Raw genomic sequence first — 18,872 nt, 5'->3', positions numbered from 1 at the left:
GCTGTTACTAGCCATCCATCTTCGTTTAAAAATTGTTGTATAATTATTTTCTATTTAAAACTTTTATATACTAAAACTCCCCCACTCTTCACAATCCCATATATCTGTAGCAATATCTTTATAAAATTCCGGCTCATGACATACTAAAATCATACTTCCTTCATATTCTTTTAATGCACGCTTTAATTCATTTTTAGCATTAATATCTAGGTGATTTGTTGGTTCATCTAATACTAATACATTTGTATATTCATTAATAAGTTTGCATAATCTGACTTTAGCCTGCTCTCCTCCGCTTAATATATTAATAGGGCTATCTATATGCTGCCTTGTTAATCCACACCTGGCCAATTCTCTTCTTACCTCCGTTTGAGTTAGGTGAGGAAACTCACTCCAAACATCATATAAAACTGAATTAGTGCTATTCCATGCAATTTCCTGCTCAAAATATCCTATTTTTCTATGCTCACTTAAAGTGATTTCACCATTTATAGGTTTTAGCATTCCAAGTAAGGTTTTTAGCAGAGTAGTCTTTCCTAATCCATTAGCTCCTGTTACTGCAATTTTTTGTCCTCTTTTCATTTTTAAGTTTAAAGGTTTGCTTAAAGGTCTGTTATATCCGATAATCAAGTTGCTTACTTCAAGGATTATACTTTCTGGCATTTTTACAGTTTTAAAATTAAAATGAGGTTTTATAATTTCTTTTTTTATTTCTATTCTTTCAATCTTATTAAGTTTCTTTTCTCTTGATTTAGCTTGCTTTGAAGTTGAGGCTCTTGCTTTATTTTTTCTTATATAATCTTCAAGCTTTTCTATTTCATTTTGTTGTTCTTTATATTCAATCAATCTTTGTTCTTTTCGTATTTCGTATAGTTTAATAAAATAGTCATAATTCCCTTCATATCTTGTTAATACTTTGTGCTCAAGATGATAAACTACGTTTACCACATTATTTAAAAAAACATTATCATGCGATATTAATATAAATGCATTTTCATAATTTACTAAGTAATTTTTTAGCCATTCAATATGCTCTTCATCTAAATGATTAGTCGGCTCATCCAGTAATAAAATATCTGGCTTTTGCAAAAGTAATTTAGCGAGTAAAATCTTAGTTCTTTGCCCGCCACTTAAAGTTGAAACATCTTTATCTAAAAGGTCCTTAATTCCAAGACCTACTGCAGTTGCCTGTATTTTTGAATTGATACTGTAAAAATTATTTTTATCTAATATTTCTTGCATAATAGCAATTTTATTTAAAGATTTTTCCATATCCTTCTCACTCATATTTTGAAGATCAATATATAGACTATTAATTTTACTTTCTATATTAAATAAATTATCAAATGCTTCTTTTAAGAAATTTAACGCATTAATTCCTTCTTTCAAATCAACCAATTGATCCATATAACCAATACTGAATTTATTATTCCATTCAATAGTGCCTTTATCTGGTAATATTTGATCAGTAATTATTTTCATAAAAGTCGACTTTCCTTCTCCATTAGCACCAACAAGGCCAATATGCTCTCCTTTTAATAACCTAAAAGATACATCGTTAAATAAAATCCTATCGCCAAATGAATGACTCATGTTTTCAATTGTTAAAATACTCATATTTTACATCTCCTTGTGTCCTCATAATAAATGATATCATCATGTAATATGAAGACCAAGTTTAAGAATAAATCTGTAATGTTTATAATCATGCTGAAAAAAAGCATATTCTCCATAGTAATGACTGTGAAAAATATGCCTTTTCTCTTATATTAAGTAGAATTTTTTTGTTTCCTTATTATTCTTCTAATACTACCTTCAGTTAAAAAATACTGTTCAGCTAAAATTTTAACGGACATTCCAGATGAATACTTATTAAAAATTTCTTTATCTCTTGCACTAAGATATCTTTTAGTCTCAGTATTTTCTCCCCATGATTTTTTATTTTCATTTTTTCTTGGTATATATATATATCCACCATCTGTATATTTTTGAATTAGTTCAATTATATTATATGGCAGTATATTTTGCGCTTTTTCATATTTCATAATTTCTTCGCTCCACTCTACATTTAATATCTAAATGAAGATACAAAGACCTATTATAATATGAAAAACTTACTGTTGATATATTGGCTCCAGGCAAAAGTTTTTCACATATTATAATCTTTGCATGGAGCTAACTACTATTACTAGAAACATAATGAATTCACTTCCTTTTTATTATATAATATTATATCACAATAACTTGTGTCAATTTTGACGCTTTGAATCTCAAATGTAATCCGTATTCCTAAATCATAAGAAGATACTTCATTATAGTTTAACTCAACTTACTAAAAACACAATCAATATCTCTAGTTATTTTAGTATCTATAAATCCATTGTCCATCATACTTTTTAGTATTTCCATTGCTTTTTCGTGGGATAATCCTTCTCTATATGGTCTTTCCTCTGTAAGTGCCTGATAAATATCAAGACAAGTCATAAGACGCGAATTAAAATCTAATTCTTTGTCTGTCATACCAAAAGGATATCCCTTTCCATTTAACTTTTCATGATGATTTGAAGCCCACTCAGTTATATCCTCAAATCCTTTTATTTCTTGAAGTGCTAATCTAGTGTACTCTGGATGTTTCATTATAATTTTAAATTCCTCATCAGAAAGTTTATCTGGCTTGTCCAATACATCATTTGGCACCGCTAGTTTACCAATATCATGAAGATCTGCAGCAATAATTAGCTTCATCTTTTCTTCCTTCTCTAAGTTATAGAAATCTGCCATAATAGCTGCCTTCTCTGATAAGCCTTGAGAATGCCTTTGAGTATAGCTAGATTTAGAGTCAATAATCTTTGACAACACATTAGTTATACCATGAATCTCTTCAAATGATAATTCCAGGCTATGCTTTGGAATTCTTTTTTCTAATTCTATACTAATAAAACTATTTTCTAAATTCATCCAGAACTTTTCCTCTTCAGTAACTTTAAAAAACGCTTTTACAATTCTTGAAGAAAATGATATATTTTCTTGATTCCTTACAAATTCACAAACTTTGTTTTGCATATTGTGATTATTATTCTGCAAATCAAAGGTCTTTTCTAAAGCATCAGCAATTGCTATAATTTGCGACATTAGAGGAATTTCTTCTCCCCTTAATCTAAAGAATCCTGTACCATCATACCTTTCATGATGGTACTTTATTATATTTTTCACATTAGTAAGCAATGGATAGTTTTTAATATTACTTTCTCCAATTGTACAATGTTCTTTTACCCCTTCTAATAATGCTGCATTTTTTAATTCTTTTGTAGCCAATTTTTCATGCAGGCTATATTCACTTAACCCATTGTCATGAAGCATTGCAAGTGCAGCTACATCATGGAGCTCTTCAGAATTCAGACCCAGTTCTTTAGCAATACTAATTGAAATATATGCAGTTCTTTTTCCATGGTTAGATGCCATCCCAAGAATATCCATCTCCACAAAGTCTAAAGCAAATGAAACAGCCATTAGAAATTCATTTAACCTAAATAACATAATTCTCCTCCTTGTTACATCAAATTTATCTTTTGTATAAAAAAAAGCGAAAATAGTATAAAAATATTTTATACTATTTTCGGTACTTTTACCACAAAATTAGTTCCTTTACCAATTATGCTATCTAATGTTATATTTCCACCATGTGCTTCAACTATAGACTTAGAAATCGTAAGACCTATCCCTGCTCCACCTGTTAATTTATTTCTTGATTCATCTGCTCTATAAAATCTCTCAAACACATAAGGTAAATCATCCTGAGATATTCCTATCCCTGTGTCCTTAACGCTTATTTCAATATAATTGTTATCTTCAGATATATTAACATCCACTTTACCACCTTTTTGAGTATATTTTAATGCATTAGATATTAGATTAACTACAACTTGGCTTATTTTATCTTTATCTAAATATCCAACAATATCTTTCTCATGAAAAATTAAAGATACACCTTTATTTAAAAATTCTTTTTCGAAGTTTAAAACTATATTTTTAACAGCCTCACCAATATTAAATTCCGTCTTATTTAAAACGAGATTTTCACTTTCATACTGTGCTAACTTCTCCAAATCTCCTACAAGACGTTTAAGTCTTAGTATCTCTTCATGGCAGCTTATAAGCCTCTCTGGAGTTGGCTCCCATATTCCATCTATCAGCGCTTCCATATGACTTTGAAGGGTAGAAAGTGGAGTTCTAAGTTCATGGGAAACATCTTTTGTTAGTCTTTGCCTTAATTTTTCTTGTTCATTAAGAGAATACCCAAGACTATTAATGGTGGCAGTTAGTTTGTCTAGCTCCTCAACATTTGATTTCTTCTCAATCTTTTGACTATAATCCCCTTTTGAAATCATCTCTGCTATATTTATAACCTTCAAAATTGGTCTGCTTAATCCTTCAGCCATTATCAATCCCAATATTAATGCACATAATAAAGAAGCTGCTCCAACACCTATAAGTATTTTATTTAGTGTTTTTGAATACATTATGTCATTTTCATCATAATAAAAAGGGCCATAATGACCTATACTTATATCTCCTACTTTATTAGAATTATTTATTATTGGATATTCATCTTTAGAATATTCACTTTCCCAGGTTGGAAAAATCTTTTCCATTGTACTAATCAAACGATTTTTAACTTCTTCACATTTAATATTATTGTAAGTTTCAGCATCCCATATTACTTTATTTGATGCATCTTTTACGGTAATAAATAATCCATTTTCAATTGCACCAGCGCCAATACTTTGAATTGCTTCAACATTAAAATTTGAACTATTGCTATACTCACGACTTATAGCTGCAACAATAATTTTATTGTCTCTTTGACGTTCTTGTATAACATAATTTTTAAATTGATTTACAAGAAAGAAATGTGAAAGGATACTAATAAGTGCTACGCAAATCATTGTTATAAATATGTATGAAAGTGAAAGTCTGTTTCTAAGATTTTTCTTCATTAAATTCTCCTCCAAACCTATAGCCTGTTCCATGGACAGTAATTATATACTGTGGATCCTTAGGATTGGTTTCAATCTTTTGTCTTATATTTTTAACGTGAGTATCTACATTACGATCATATCCATCATAATCATCTCCAAGTGCCGTACTTATAAGCTCTTCCCTTGTAAAAGTCTTGTTAGGATACTTAAGTAAGGTCATCAATATTTTATACTGCCTTGAGGTAAGCCCTATATTCTCTCCATTTTTCCGTATTTCTTTCTTTAACATATCTATTACCAAATCATTATCATTAAATGAAATTTCATTAGATAAAGGTACAACTTCTTCATTAAGTCTTCTAAATATTGCATATATTCTTGCTATAAGCTCTCTTGGGCTAAAAGGTTTAGTTATGTAATCATCAGCACCCATATGTAATCCTGAAATTATACTCTTTTCATCAATTTTTGCTGTAAGCATTATAATTGGTACTCTAGATCTTTTTCTAACTATACTGCAGATTTCTTCACCTGTCATATCTGGCAGCATTAAATCTAGAACTATTAAATCTGGATTAATCCTTTCAAAGACCTCTAATGTTTGATTTCCATCATATGCTTCAAATACAATTGCACCTTCTTTTTCTAAATATGATTTTATAACTTCAACTATCTTATTCTCATCATCTACTATAAGAACCTTTTTCTCTTCCAGCATATTTTATCCCCTATCTGATTTTAAAATTATAAGTTAAATGTTTAATAATTTTTACCTTATATTACTTTTATTTAAGAATACTATAGAAATTTTAATTTAATTTTTGCAAAGGCTGCTTTTACTTAAAAATATCATATGTAACTTAGTTATTTGAAATTCCGGTGTTGCACTAAATATAATAATTACAGCTTATGTTGTAGAAATTACAAATAAACTATTTTTAGATTCAATTCCTAGTTTGTCATTTACTTTTATTTAACTAGATGATTTATCTTTATTTATATATCAAATTAAGATTATATCCTAGCCTATTTCATTCTGCCACGATATAATCTTAATTCATAATTCCCTAATTAACAATAAATAAGAAGCTCTATATTTTATCTTTTATTATTTTTTCTACTTCATTTAGATAATCCTTGCGGGTTTCATCAGAAACATAAGGAACTGCACCAAAAAATCTATGTCCAATTACTTTTATACCATTTAAAATTAATTCCTCCTTAAATTTAAATACATTCTATTTTCCCTTGAAAAAATAAATATATTCTATTCTTACTAGATGTCTATGAAGCATCTATTTAAATGAATATTTACAAAAAAATTAAATTATGTCTGTATTTAAAGAATTAATCATTTCTTATAGCTTGATTTAGTGCATCATTTACTGCCATCATAATTCCCTTACTTGTCATTGTGGCACCGGATACTGCATCCACCTCTGTAGATTGTTTTTCTATAATTTCACTCGGAATTACTGCTAAAGCTTCTTTTCCTTTTGTTTCATTATTAGATACAATCTCTACATTTGTGATTTTGTCATCTTTTACTGTAACTGCAACTTTTAACTCTGGGCCCTTACCTTGCCCAATTCCGTCATAAGTTCCATCATTATATTTTCCTTGATTATTAGATGTTAATGAAACATTGATTTCCGCTTGGCTTAAAGCATCATTTACTGCTTCCATAATTCCCTTACTTGTCATTGTAGCTCCTGATACTACATCAACGTCTGTAGATTGTGTATCTACAATTTTGCTAGGGATAGTATTTAAGGCTTCTTTGCCTTTTGTTTCATTATTAGATACTATTTCTACATTTGTGATTTTGTTATCTTTTATAGTAACTGCAACTTTTAAATCTGGATTCTTACCTTTCCCTACTCCTGTATATGTTCCATCTTTATATTTCTTTTGCTCTGATTTGTTAATATCTGAACTACTAGCAACAGTATTATTTGATGAATGATTAGGGATTGTATCCTTCATAACACCACCTAAAGCATTTACTCCAGTAAATGCAGCAATAGCTATTGCACTAGGAAGTAATGGACTTACATCTTCACCTAAAATATTTACTTTAGTATTTTTTCTAGGGCAAACATCTATACACTTAAAACAATTTATACATTCTCCACTGCTCACCTTATCCATTTCATAAAGCTTTATTCCCATTGAACAATTATTTGTACATATTCTACAAGGTCCACATTTGTCTCTAAGTTTCTTTATTTTTAAAATTCTAGCCTTCGATAGGATTGAAAAGACAGCTCCAAGCGGGCAAAGATATCTACAGAAAAATCTTTCTATAAAAGCTGCTCCAATTGCTATTATTGCAAGTATTATAAATCCTCCTGTATAACCTGCTATAGCACCCGAAATATTATCAAGCTGTGCAAATGCATCCCAAGGACTATAACTATCAAACGCTGTACTACCACTTGTCCAAATAACTACTATTATAAATAGTAAAATAACATATTTTAAATATTTTAATATAGAATCTACTTTTTCATTTACTTTGAATTTTGTTTTAAATACTTTTTTTGATACCATGTAGATAAAATCATTAATAGCTCCAAAGGTACAAAGCCATCCACAAAAGAATCTCCCAAGTACTATGGTTATAATAAAAATTGTAATCATTGCTAATAATTGAGGCCATACTGATATTACATCAAAATTTCCTTTAAGAACCATTGAGTATAGCTTTTTAAATTGATTAAAAATCACTGCAACTAATTCTGGCATTAAAATTAAAAACATAATTTGAGAAATTAATCTCAATCCTTGTAACCTTGATATTGCTTTTTTCATCGTCTCTCTCCCATTCTACTATCCATGTTAATAAATTTGTTTTTCTCTTATAGGCTATCCTTGTAATTAAATTCTGTATTGGTTATCTTAAAATTATTTTTTATTCCTGATGTTGCATATACTTCTTTATTTTTAGTAATAAAAATGGCATCAATTCCTTTTAAAGATTCTATTAGTTTGATACTCTTTTCAAGCCCCATAATATAAACCCCTGTAGATAGTCCATCCCCATCAATGGAGTGATCTGAGATTATCGTTGAGCTTATAACCTCACTTTCAGAAGGATATCCTGTTTTAGGATCAATTATATGGTGATATATCTTTCCTTCCTTAGTAAAATATCTTTCATAATTTCCTGATGTAACTACAGATTTATTTTCCACACTAATAACTCCAATATGTTCTCCACGAGTATCAACAGGGTTTTGAATACCTACTTTCCATAAAGTTTTATCTGGCTTTGTGCCCAAGGCATAAATATTTCCACCAATATCGATTAAAGCGCTTTTAATCCTGTTATTCTCAAAAACTTTCTTTACTTCATCTGCAGCATATCCTTTAGCTATTCCGCCAATATCAATTGCTTGCTTTGTATGTTTTAAACCTATTGAATGGCTCTTTTCATCAAGAATTATATCTTCATAATTTACGAGTTTAAGATTACTTGTAATTTCACTTTTACTTGGTATTCTAGGATTATCACTTCCTATACGCCATAGACTTACTATAGGCCTTATAGTTGGATCAAAAGTCCCTTCTGATAACCTGCTGTATTCTACTGCTTTATTTATTACAAAGTAAGTATCTGTGCTCACAGCTTGATTTGACACTCCAGCATTTTTATTTATCATGGAGACCTCACTAAATTCTTTAAATACAGACATTTTATTTTCTATAATATTGAGTCTATCCATAGCTTCCTGAATAGCTTTTTCTCGATTTTTTCCATCCACTCTTAATCGTATTATTGTACCAAGTCCATAAAATTCTCTTACTACAGTTTCTTCACTTTCTTTTTCGTTTTTATTAATAACATAAGCTGCAATAGCTATAATAAGAGCTACAATAACAATTACTAAGAATATATTTTGCTGAATTAATCCAATCAATTTTTAATAACCCCCAGAATATAAGATTTTACTTTTTTGAAACTATCAAAACCTTTGTGTTTCCTCCAATCTATATTTACAATTTCTGAACGTATTCTAACATTTATTTGTGTGAATTTTATGGGGATAGTAATTTTTTAAACAAAAAGAACCACCACATAAAGATATATTTGTATCTCAATGTAAGTGGTATCAATATTTGTATCATATCTATTCTTATTTTTGATGTTACTTTCCTAATAATTCATCAACTAATGCTTTATTGTTTTCTACGCAATGCCCGCAGCCAGTTCCAACTTCAGTTTTTTCTTGAACTTCTTCAAATGATTTTGCGCCATTAGCAATAGCATTCTTTATGTCTTTTACTTTAACATTTTTACATCCGCATATCACTTTATCATCATCCATTATATTGCCTCCTTAGTTATTGTTAGATTAAATATAAAGCTTTTTACACTGAATAGTTTTAACACTTTTATTTTTATTATGTATACTAATAGTGAAATTCAAAGCTTTTACACCCCAAATCCAATATTAATATTTTGGGTGTAAAAGCTTTGATTAATAAAATTTCACAAATTCAGCAGCAGGCTTTCTATATCCTCTAATTTTATTACTACTCTTGTCCATTTTCCCCATAGTAATCATTAAAACTGGAACTTCATTCTCTGGAATATTTAATAACTTACCAATCTTCTCCTTCTCAAAATAAATCATTGGGCATGTATCCAAGCCTTTGTCTTTAGCTAATAACATAAATAGCATCGCTGACAATGAAGCATTTCTTATAGCTTCTTCATGCTTAAATTCTTCTCCCCAACCTTCATAAAGACTATTAATAGTATTAAGCATGATTTCATAATCAGTTTTATCAATCATTCCAAGCATCATTGAGCCTTCATAAATTTTATCTGCTGATAAGTATGCGTTTTTATCACCTGTTACAATTATAGTTGCTGAAGCAGTTTTTATTTTGTATTGTTTAAATGATGCATCATAAACTTTCTCCATAAGCTCCTTATCTTCTACAACATAGTACCTAGCATGTTGCAAATTAAAAGCAGAAGGCGCCAGTGAAAGTTCTCTAAATATATCATTAAAATCTTCTCTAGGTATTTTAATATTTTCAATAAATTTATTAGCTGATCTTCTTTCTCTTACAATTTTTAAAAAATCATTCATTATTAACCCTCTTTTTATTCTTATTTTGTTTAAGAAGTTCAACCAACCTCCCTCTGAAGATTAGTTGAACTTATACAATTCTTAATTTTCTTTCTTCATTTCTAAAATCAAAATATGAGATGTCTCTTTGGCTTTGATTAAAATATCTTCCTCAACTATTTCCATTCCATCTCTATTATTTAATTCAATGTCATTTATTATAGCACCACCTTCTATTTGAACCAAATAGGCCTGTCTCCCTTCATTAACTTGAAAATTAATTTCTTTTCCTTTATCAAGTTCTAGGGAATAAACATTTATATCTTGATTTATTTTTATTGGTGCATTTGCATTTTTACTTGAAACCATATGAAGCCATTTATTTTGTCTATCTCTCCAGTCAAATCTATAATCTCCATAATTAGGCTTATAATCTTCCTTATCTGGAAATATCCATATCTGTAAAAATCTCAACTCATCTTTCCCTAAATTATGCTCGCTATGATATACGCCTGTGCCAGCACTCATGTATTGAACATGACCACGACTTATTGTATTTTTATTTCCCATGCTGTCTCCATGTGTAAGTTCACCGTTAACTACATATGATATTATTTCCATATTTCTATGTGGATGAGTATCGAATCCAGTATTAGATTCAACTAAATCATCATTTATAACTCTTAAAACTCCAAACTTTATATTATGTGGGTTATAGTATTCTGCAAATGAAAAATGAAATTTGCTTCTTAACCATCCTAGATTACTACTGCCCATATTTCCGCTTTCAATTTTTCTTAACATTTTTTACCCTCCTCCATTTTATCTAACTCTATCAAATTTTAGAACATATTCGCAAAATATAATTTATGAATAAGCAATAGATAATAGTAAATATTTAAAATGTATTACTAATAAACTCAAAGAGTTTTTTCTACTACTCCTACTTCTTCACTCTTTTTTTTTGCTCTATTATAAAATCTGGTTAACACTTCAGTACTAATCAGTTAATTACTAATTAGTACTATTTATTTAAAAATTAAGGTGTAAGTTCCACTTTATACACCTGATAATTTCTTTAACATATTTATTAGATTCTTCTTCTCTTCAACACTTAAAGTGCTAAAAATTTCATTTAAATTATCTACATGTTTAGGGAAGAGTTCACTCATAAGCTTTCTTCCTTTTTCAGATATGCTTATTAAACTTGCGCGTCTATCCTTAGGATCAGGACGTCTATCAATCAAATCATCTTTAGCTAAGTTATCTATAACAACAGTCATATTACCACCAGTTGAAAGAGTTTTTTCTAATATTTCACTGACTCTTAAATCTCCCTTATGATACAGTACTTCAAGTACCCCAAATTGTGAATAAGTTAATCCTCCTTCTTTGATAATCTTAAGTTCTCTTTTGTTAACACTTTGTATGCATCGGCTTAATGCTATAATAGTTTTTAAATTTAAATCATTTAATTCTCCATAAGTTACTTTATTCTTATTCATGGATATAATATTATTACTAATTAGTAATAATGTCAAGGTATCATATCAAAATAGTTTTCCAAACTAAAAAAGCCATCTAAAATTTAAATATTTTAAGACAGCTTCTTCAACGTATAAACTCTATGTATGTTAAATAATATACTTATGCTATTATCTATAACATATTACTACACTTCATGAAGGCATTTATTAGTAGGACTTTCAATCCAGATTCCCTCATAATTGTATCTTGAACCATGGCAAGGACAGTCCCAAGTCAAATCATCAGCATTCCATTTAAGTTCGCAGCCTAAATGAGCGCACTTTGTTGATACTGTATATACTTTGCCTTCATTATCCTTATAGACACCAGCCTTTTGACCTTTATATTCTATAATGCCTCCATGACCATTTTCAATACTACTTAAGGTTTCCTCTGGAATATTTATCCTCTCCGCGATAAAGTTTTTTGCAGTTATGACAAGATCCTTTGCAGCATTTTTCATAGATGCTGACATGTCAAATCTTCTTGGCGAGAATATTTCAGAGAAGTCATTTTCCTTTTCAAGAATTATATCGCTTATTATCATTGCTGCAACCATTGAAGTTGTCATTCCCCATTTTTTAAATCCTGTTTCAACATAAATATTAGGGGTTTTAGATGAGTAGTGACCTATATAAGGTATATTGTCTAAGGTCATACAATCTTGAGTCGACCAATGATATTTTTCTGTTGCATTTGGATAAAATTCTTTAGCAAACTTTCTTAATTCCTCGTATGCTCCCCCTTCTTCATTTTCCCCAGTTCTTCTGGCTGCACCATCAAGTATTAATAGATTCTTATAATTTCTAAATGAATATGTATTTTGATCAATACCTTTATACATTCCCTTAACATCTTGCGCATTTTCTAAAGCTATAGCATATGCTCTTTCTTGATGCATTCTCATAAAATAGTAACCTGGAGTATTTAAGAATGGGTAATGTGATGCAACTACTATTTTATTTGCTTTAATTTTCATATCATTTTTTGTAACTACAGTATTATCCTCAGTAATATCAAGAGCTACTGTATTTTCATAAATAGTTAACTGTTCTGAAATTGATCTTAGAAATTTTAGTGGGTGAAACTGTGCTTGATTCTTAAATTTCAATGCCTTTTTAGCTTTTATCGGAATATTTACTTCATCTACAAGCTCAGCATCAATTCCTAATCTTTTCGCTGCATTATATTCGTCCTCAATGTCCTTAATGTTATCTGAAGTATACAAGTAAGCATCTTTATGCTCAAAATCACAATCAATTTTTTCTGCATCAATTATTTCCTTGTATTTTCTTATAGCAAGCTCATTAGCTCTTGCATATTGACTGGCACTATCTTCACCAAATTCTTTTATTAATTTATCATAAATTAATTCATGCTGAGATGTTATTTTAGCAGTTGTATTTTTAGTAACTCCTCCTGCTATACTTCTTGCATCAATTACAACAACATCTCTCCCACTTTTATTTAGCATATATGCTGTGAGCAATCCTGCCATTCCAGCCCCTATTACAAGAATGTCACATTGAATATCTTGATTTAAAGTTTCTCTTTTTCTAAAATTAACTTCATAGCTCCATACACTTTCCATGTAAATCACCTCATGCTTAGTATTCCATTTTTTTAGATACTATACACAGATTTCTATTAGTTCCCACAAATAATCTCGAAACTATGGATTACAAAAAAACTGGAATATAAATTCCTAAAGAATAAAAAAAGCTTCTAGCACATCATAAGCAATTGTGCTAAAAGTTTTATTGAAGATACAATTACTAGTCTATATCTTCAGCCCTTTTGAATATTTTGAGCAAGCGCAAATAGTGATTAGCTTCACGTAGCGTATGATCTCCCAACAATGGTATTATTATAGACTTAATCTTACATTCTACTAGACCTTGAGTACCTTGTGCCTTAAAATTTCTTATAGACTTGGTTGCTTCTAAGCTTTCATCTGTAACTTTAGAAATTGGAATTGATTTATTCATAGCTGCTCTTGCTTCTCTAGTTAATATATCAAATTGATGACCAAAGTTATTTGCTGTATTTATTAGCTCATCTTCAGTTGGATCTAGCAATCCTCTTATAAACTTTGAATGTTCAGCCATAATTCTATTCCAAAAAGCCTCCTGTTCATAAGCTTCTCTCTCTATATCAATTTCTTCATGATTTTGAAGCCTTTGAACTAGCATAAAATAAAACTTTGCTTCTCTTAAGATGTGGTCTATAAGCAAAGGATAATTAACTGTAAATATCTTGCATGATAAGACATCTGATAATAGTCTAGATTTAAACCTGATTAAACCAGCTGTCAATTCCAATGCTCTATTGTTAATTGCAAATACTTTTTTCTCTAGTTCTTCATGATTATGTCTGCTAAAAGAATCACTCATTAATTCAGCTTCCACTTTAGTAATATTAGTGGCGATTTTTACTCCTGTAAAATATGCCGATGCTTTTTCGGCTTCAAGTGTAAAAGGAGTTACTACTTCACCAGATTGTAATACATCACCGCCTACAACACCTTCTGAAACAGTAATTGCATCATATAAAAGATTGTCAAATCCCATCCTAAAAGCATCTGCTTCTTCTATATAATTTGAATTCTTTGGCGTAAAGCCTATTTCCAAGAAAAATGAATGTTCCTTCATAATTCTCGCAAAGAAAAGATGTAATTCCAAGGATTGTCGTATAAAATTACCAGTTGATAACACGTTAATTTCTCCCATACAATAATTAAATATCAATTTTATTATATTATTTTTCCCTGCTAACTGTTACTTTCTATAATACTTTTTGAATTAAAAATTGTTTGGTCATAATGAATTTACCTATAATAAATTAGAAGATGGCTTTAATTAAATATGCATTCAAATATATTTAAGAGTGGTCTTTATAAAATAAATAGAGCTATGATAACCTTCCATAACTCTATTATAGATTTCTATTGATTATGTTTTACATTAATTGTTGCTTAATTTAATATTAAGCTCTTTTCTTAATTTCTTCTTCACTTTCAATATCTAGCAAATCATCTTTCCTAGATATTGCTATATCACATGCTTGACCAAAGTATGCAAACTTTACTCCGAAAAGATAAATCAGTAATCCCATAAGAGCTAAGTATAAAACAATATATAGCGGTCCTAAGAACGCTGTTGGAACCGAATTATACAAAGTTAATGTTCCAAAAAATATGAAGATTACGCCTGCTACCCATTTTATATATATATCTGGTACATGCTTGCACATCCATGCTCCTCCTAAAATTCCTATACCATCTGCAATAAGCATTCCTACTGTGGTTCCCATTAAGATAAAAATTGGCTGTTGATTTTCTGCCGCTATAGTTATTGTCATAAGCTGAGTCTTATCTCCCATTTCTGCTAAGAAAAATGCAATGGCTACTGTAACAATAGGACCAAATTTTACTTTCTTGTTTTCTTCATCATCTAATTTATCTCCACGTATTGTCCAAAGACCAAAGGCTAGAAAAGATACTGCTGCTATAATTTTTACTAAATCCATTGGAATTACAGAGCTTAAGTAACTTCCAACTGCAACTGCTAATGCATGATTTAAAATAGTTGCAATTAGCACTCCAAGTAATACTTGTTTAGCTTTGTATTTACTTACCATTGCCATTGCCAGAAGCTGCGTCTTATCACCCATTTCTGCAACTACCACTAATAATAATGCCTTAATAAATGATGCCATTTTAATACCTCCAAATTATATTATTTATTAACCCGAACTCTCCCTCTTTGTGTACTTTTTCATCAATTCAAACTTGTTTTAGTTTAGTTTTTAATTCCTAGCCAAACTTGTCCAAAAGTATATTCCCAGCCATAAGGATCAAATATACTAATTATTAAAGAACAAAATCGCAGGCGACTGTGGAGCCGGAGATTTTTTCACGCATCTGCCTTTTCGAACGCATGTGAGAAAAATTTGGCAGGCGAATAAGATTTCTTTTTTATTCTTTTTAAGATACAAAAACTAGTCAATAAACCTTTTTTTAAATTATCCACAGATTTTATTGTAATATAAATTCTTAAAGAATAAAAAAATAAAGACCTTCAGCACAATAACGTGTCCTAATATAAGAATTTTAATGAACTAGATCAAAACTCTTATATCAAAACACAAATATTGCGCTAAAAGTCTCACTTAACTAAAATTAGTTACGATAAAGCCAGACCTAAGGTCAGTATGTTGACTTCATCACCTTTTTAAAGGCAGTTACTCCCTCTTAACTTTAAATCAAATTTTCATTAAATTAATTTTACAGCAAGTTCCATTGAGTGTCAATAAATCCATAAATTTATCTTTTTCTACACTTCTAGGATTTAAGGCTATAATCTTCCACCTATAAATTAGCATTGCTATCTGATACTACTAATCTCCAGTAGTGCTTGTCCTCATTATTTAAAGAAAGAGCAGAACTATCTTCAAAATTACAGTGTTCTTTCAAAGGCTATTCTTTTATTTCCATCTTCTAAATAGATTACTCCACAATATTGGAATTTATTTTTCTTAAGCAACTTTTGCATAGATATATTTTCTTCATGTGTATCTATTTTTATGCTATGTACCCCTTTACTTAAACAAAGCTCCTCAACATTTTTAATAATTTTAGATGATAAGCCTAATCCTTTATAAGTGTTATCTACAGCTATCCTATGAATAACTGCATATTGGCTATTAGTAATCCATTCACCTTCATAAATAGAATCATATGTTTTTTCTCCGTCAAAAGAAACCGCTGCCGTAGCAACAATATTATTGTCTTTTAATAAAATATAGCTATGTTTATTAGCAATGTCATTTCCTATTGTTTCAGGATTAGGATAATTATTCTGCCATTGATCAATTCCTTGTTCTTTAAAGTAAGCTTGTGCCTGCTTAATAATGTTCATTATATCATCTATATCTGTTTCAACCGCTTTTCTAAATTCCATTTCTATTCTCCTTTATACAACCAAATTCATTTGTATTCAATAAACACAAAAATATATACTAAAATTAAGTTTCTTCTCTTCATCAAAATCATTAAAGCTTACCTAAATTTACAATATTTGAAGTTTCAATTATCATTAGTGTATCCTAATTCACTTCAAAGCTCAATTATATTTTCATATAAACTTGCTAAAGCCTGGACTATTCTTGTGTAATACTCACCATCATAAAATCGTACGATAAAAGATAAGCGTAAATACTACCCAAAATCATTTAGTAATATTTGCACTTAGATAATACCAAAGTATATTAAATTATTGCTTATTAATATCCATTATCACTCATTTACTCGAGTTTCATTTTTAATTTTAAAATACTATCTTAACTTAGAATATTTGTGCGAATTTAAAAAACTATAGAATAATTTTTTAAATTCATATTTCTTACTATTTAGATTTAAATCCGTAATTTTTGTAAAGTTACCCCCCTTATAGTATAGTGCTTTTGCTATTTCATGAAGAGGTGAATTTTCTGAATAACCACTCAATTTATATCTGCTAATACCAATTTTAAGAGTTATATATTCAAAATCAATATATGGATGATAAAACAAACTAGCGAGCGTAGCTTCACCTAAGTTATTTATTCTATTAATCATTTTATCAATACCATCTTTTTCTTCTACATAGCCTAACGGTGTAGGTATATACAAAGTTCTATAATTTCTAGGACTTTTAACTATTCTATCTCCCCAAATGCCTACAAATGGTTCATAAATAATATCAAAATATTGTTCAAATATGCTTTGTTGAAATGCAGTGGCTGCATAGTGAGGTGTCTCAAAAAACTTAACAGGTAATTCTAATTTCTTTGCAGTGTTAATAGCCGCTTCAACTCTTTTTCTTATACTTTTTTCATCATTATTTCTTTCATCACTAAACTCAGTACCAACCGCGCTTACTTCATCACCATACTGGTGAGTATAGCCATGTAAACCAATTGTTCCATTTCTGTTTAATAAATACTCCATTGTAAATAGAAAGTTAGCATTTGGCATACTATAATCTTTTGATATATCATTATCAATTCCATTCTGGGGATCAACAAATCTTGGTATCCATGCTATATGAAATGGTATGCCCGCTGAATACATATAATCCGCAACTACTCTAAGCTTTTCTAAGTTATCAGAATCTAAATATTCACCGCCTGCTGTTATGTCTTCAAATCGAATTAAACCAACTCTTCCATAAATATTTTTGCGATTCCTATAATTAATTTTATCCCAATAAAGTGAAATAGTGCTCCTACTATAATCCCACTTAGATCTTATGCTTAATATTCTGCACATGTCAAATAACGATATATAAAATGCACTATTAATTACAGTAAATTTATAATCACTAATGCAATAATCTATACATATAGATGACTTCTCCTTAAACTTTATATCTATTTTACTCCCATTAATATTAATTTTGCCTCCAGTCTGGTTAACAAATTCTAAAATGGGCATAAAATAGCGATTAATATTTTTATATATAGAAGTATTAAACTTTATTGATTTGCCTTCAAAATTTATCTTCAGATCATCTTCAACTAAAAATATTCTTTTATCACAAAGCATTTTTCTTCACTTATTACAATATTGCTTCACAAATATAAAGTATGTTTACAAGCTCATAATGCCACTTATACAATATTTTAAAGATAATATAAAAAGAATATATTTTTTCTAGATTCACATAATAAATTCAACATATTTAAATTTTATAACATTAAACTGACGAAAGGGGTTCTTGAATTGAAGAGATTTATTTCAATATTCTCTATTTTTTTGCTTCTGTCATTTACTATTAGTACTGCTGCAGTAGCTGATATAAATCAACCACGAACTTTTAAAGAAGGATTTTATAACATACGAGATCTAGGCCTTATGGAAAATGTATCTTATAACGTTCAAAATTTATCTGAATATAGAGGATTTATGGTTGTATTTGATTCTGAACAGAAAATACAACAAGCTATTTCCTTAGATCCACGCTCTCAAAAGTTTCCACTTAAACCCATTCGAAATAATGATAGAATTGTAATATTGGGTCAAGGCGCGTTAACTTTTTCTTAAATAAAATTACATTTCTCAATTATCGTTTATAATTAAGAGTATATTTTCTTTAAATACTGTACATAATTAAAATGCAATTTCATAGAACAAAAAAGAGATAGCTTTATTATTATCTACCTAGTTTAAATGCTATCTCTATTTCTTTTTATTTTTTAGTTTAAATTGCTACATTCTAGCCAATCACTTCTTAATTTATAT

Annotated in this window: 17 protein-coding genes; 1 reads left to right on the top strand and 16 read right to left on the bottom strand. The window is 29.3% G+C overall.

Going from position 1 to position 18,872, the window contains the following annotated elements:
• Positions 1 to 63: 63 nt before the first annotated feature.
• The 16 genes from L1S46_RS07315 to L1S46_RS07240 all read right to left on the bottom strand — a co-directional run bounded on the left by L1S46_RS07315 (position 64) and on the right by L1S46_RS07240 (position 18,176).
• Positions 64 to 1,617: an ABC-F family ATP-binding cassette domain-containing protein gene (locus L1S46_RS07315; RefSeq protein ID WP_238899666.1), complete on the bottom strand. Its 1,554-nt coding sequence runs from the start codon at positions 1,615 to 1,617 to the stop codon at positions 64 to 66.
• A gap of 152 nt (positions 1,618 to 1,769) precedes the next feature.
• Entirely contained in the window at positions 1,770 to 2,045 is a 276-nt protein-coding gene (locus L1S46_RS07310; protein WP_017209248.1) for a CD3324 family protein, read from the bottom strand.
• Positions 2,046 to 2,319: 274 nt separating this feature from the next.
• Entirely contained in the window at positions 2,320 to 3,537 is a 1,218-nt protein-coding gene (locus L1S46_RS07305) for an HD domain-containing phosphohydrolase (protein ID WP_238899665.1), read from the bottom strand.
• Positions 3,538 to 3,605: 68 nt separating this feature from the next.
• Positions 3,606 to 4,997, bottom strand: coding sequence for an ATP-binding protein (locus tag L1S46_RS07300; protein WP_238899664.1), 1,392 nt, complete (start codon positions 4,995 to 4,997; stop codon positions 3,606 to 3,608).
• The gene (locus tag L1S46_RS07295) at positions 4,981 to 5,697 is read right to left on the bottom strand and encodes a response regulator transcription factor (protein WP_012059244.1); all 717 of its coding nucleotides are present in this window, start codon (positions 5,695 to 5,697) and stop codon (positions 4,981 to 4,983) included. Before L1S46_RS07295 ends, L1S46_RS07300 begins: the two co-directional genes overlap by 17 nt.
• 629 nt (positions 5,698 to 6,326) lie before the next feature.
• On the bottom strand, positions 6,327 to 7,793 hold the full coding sequence (locus L1S46_RS07290) for an FMN-binding protein (protein ID WP_238899663.1): 1,467 nt from the start codon (positions 7,791 to 7,793) through the stop codon (positions 6,327 to 6,329).
• 47 nt (positions 7,794 to 7,840) lie between these two features.
• Positions 7,841 to 8,902 carry an FAD:protein FMN transferase gene (locus tag L1S46_RS07285; RefSeq protein ID WP_238899662.1) on the bottom strand — a complete coding sequence of 354 codons (1,062 nt, stop codon included), beginning with the start codon at positions 8,900 to 8,902 and terminating at the stop codon, positions 7,841 to 7,843.
• A 228-nt stretch (positions 8,903 to 9,130) separates the two neighbouring features.
• Positions 9,131 to 9,310, bottom strand: a complete 180-nt coding sequence (locus L1S46_RS07280) for a (2Fe-2S)-binding protein (RefSeq protein ID WP_012059247.1) — start codon at positions 9,308 to 9,310, stop codon at positions 9,131 to 9,133.
• Positions 9,311 to 9,463: 153 nt separating this feature from the next.
• Entirely contained in the window at positions 9,464 to 10,084 is a 621-nt protein-coding gene (locus L1S46_RS07275) for a nitroreductase family protein (protein WP_238899661.1), read from the bottom strand.
• A gap of 81 nt (positions 10,085 to 10,165) precedes the next feature.
• Complete coding sequence (locus L1S46_RS07270) at positions 10,166 to 10,867, bottom strand: pirin family protein (RefSeq protein WP_238899660.1); 702 nt, start codon at positions 10,865 to 10,867, stop codon at positions 10,166 to 10,168.
• A gap of 254 nt (positions 10,868 to 11,121) precedes the next feature.
• Complete coding sequence (locus L1S46_RS07265; RefSeq protein ID WP_012059250.1) at positions 11,122 to 11,568, bottom strand: MarR family transcriptional regulator; 447 nt, start codon at positions 11,566 to 11,568, stop codon at positions 11,122 to 11,124.
• A 167-nt stretch (positions 11,569 to 11,735) separates the two neighbouring features.
• Positions 11,736 to 13,181, bottom strand: a complete 1,446-nt coding sequence (locus L1S46_RS07260; RefSeq protein ID WP_238899659.1) for an FAD-dependent oxidoreductase — start codon at positions 13,179 to 13,181, stop codon at positions 11,736 to 11,738.
• 184 nt (positions 13,182 to 13,365) lie between these two features.
• Positions 13,366 to 14,304: a DUF2935 domain-containing protein gene (locus tag L1S46_RS07255; protein WP_077830277.1), complete on the bottom strand. Its 939-nt coding sequence runs from the start codon at positions 14,302 to 14,304 to the stop codon at positions 13,366 to 13,368.
• Between the two features lie 271 nt (positions 14,305 to 14,575).
• Complete coding sequence (locus tag L1S46_RS07250; protein ID WP_238899658.1) at positions 14,576 to 15,307, bottom strand: TMEM165/GDT1 family protein; 732 nt, start codon at positions 15,305 to 15,307, stop codon at positions 14,576 to 14,578.
• A gap of 740 nt (positions 15,308 to 16,047) precedes the next feature.
• Complete coding sequence (locus L1S46_RS07245; protein ID WP_238899657.1) at positions 16,048 to 16,551, bottom strand: GNAT family N-acetyltransferase; 504 nt, start codon at positions 16,549 to 16,551, stop codon at positions 16,048 to 16,050.
• A gap of 374 nt (positions 16,552 to 16,925) precedes the next feature.
• Positions 16,926 to 18,176: a polysaccharide deacetylase family protein gene (locus tag L1S46_RS07240; RefSeq protein ID WP_238899656.1), complete on the bottom strand. Its 1,251-nt coding sequence runs from the start codon at positions 18,174 to 18,176 to the stop codon at positions 16,926 to 16,928.
• A 177-nt stretch (positions 18,177 to 18,353) separates the two neighbouring features.
• On the opposite strand from L1S46_RS07240, the gene L1S46_RS07235 reads away from it, so the two are divergent.
• On the top strand, positions 18,354 to 18,674 hold the full coding sequence (locus L1S46_RS07235; RefSeq protein ID WP_238899655.1) for a hypothetical protein: 321 nt from the start codon (positions 18,354 to 18,356) through the stop codon (positions 18,672 to 18,674).
• Positions 18,675 to 18,872: the final 198 nt, after the last annotated feature.

This window comes from Clostridium sp. YIM B02500 (genome assembly GCF_022324665.1).
GTDB lineage: Bacteria > Bacillota > Clostridia > Clostridiales > Clostridiaceae > Clostridium > Clostridium beijerinckii.
Note: the sequence above shows the minus strand (reverse complement) of the source record. Positions and strands in the feature narration are given on the sequence as shown.

Coding starts and splice junctions, on each gene's coding strand:
- L1S46_RS07280 (WP_012059247.1), bottom strand. CDS start 9,310: ATGGATGATGATAAAGTGATATGCGGATGTAAAAATGTTAAAGTAAAA.
- L1S46_RS07260 (WP_238899659.1), bottom strand. CDS start 13,181: ATGGAAAGTGTATGGAGCTATGAAGTTAATTTTAGAAAAAGAGAAACT.
- L1S46_RS07245 (WP_238899657.1), bottom strand. CDS start 16,551: ATGGAATTTAGAAAAGCGGTTGAAACAGATATAGATGATATAATGAAC.
- L1S46_RS07315 (WP_238899666.1), bottom strand. CDS start 1,617: ATGAGTATTTTAACAATTGAAAACATGAGTCATTCATTTGGCGATAGG.
- L1S46_RS07265 (WP_012059250.1), bottom strand. CDS start 11,568: ATGAATAAGAATAAAGTAACTTATGGAGAATTAAATGATTTAAATTTA.
- L1S46_RS07295 (WP_012059244.1), bottom strand. CDS start 5,697: ATGCTGGAAGAGAAAAAGGTTCTTATAGTAGATGATGAGAATAAGATA.
- L1S46_RS07250 (WP_238899658.1), bottom strand. CDS start 15,307: ATGGCATCATTTATTAAGGCATTATTATTAGTGGTAGTTGCAGAAATG.
- L1S46_RS07275 (WP_238899661.1), bottom strand. CDS start 10,084: ATGAATGATTTTTTAAAAATTGTAAGAGAAAGAAGATCAGCTAATAAA.
- L1S46_RS07240 (WP_238899656.1), bottom strand. CDS start 18,176: ATGCTTTGTGATAAAAGAATATTTTTAGTTGAAGATGATCTGAAGATA.
- L1S46_RS07305 (WP_238899665.1), bottom strand. CDS start 3,537: ATGTTATTTAGGTTAAATGAATTTCTAATGGCTGTTTCATTTGCTTTA.
- L1S46_RS07290 (WP_238899663.1), bottom strand. CDS start 7,793: ATGAAAAAAGCAATATCAAGGTTACAAGGATTGAGATTAATTTCTCAA.
- L1S46_RS07270 (WP_238899660.1), bottom strand. CDS start 10,867: ATGTTAAGAAAAATTGAAAGCGGAAATATGGGCAGTAGTAATCTAGGA.
- L1S46_RS07310 (WP_017209248.1), bottom strand. CDS start 2,045: ATGAAATATGAAAAAGCGCAAAATATACTGCCATATAATATAATTGAA.
- L1S46_RS07300 (WP_238899664.1), bottom strand. CDS start 4,997: ATGAAGAAAAATCTTAGAAACAGACTTTCACTTTCATACATATTTATA.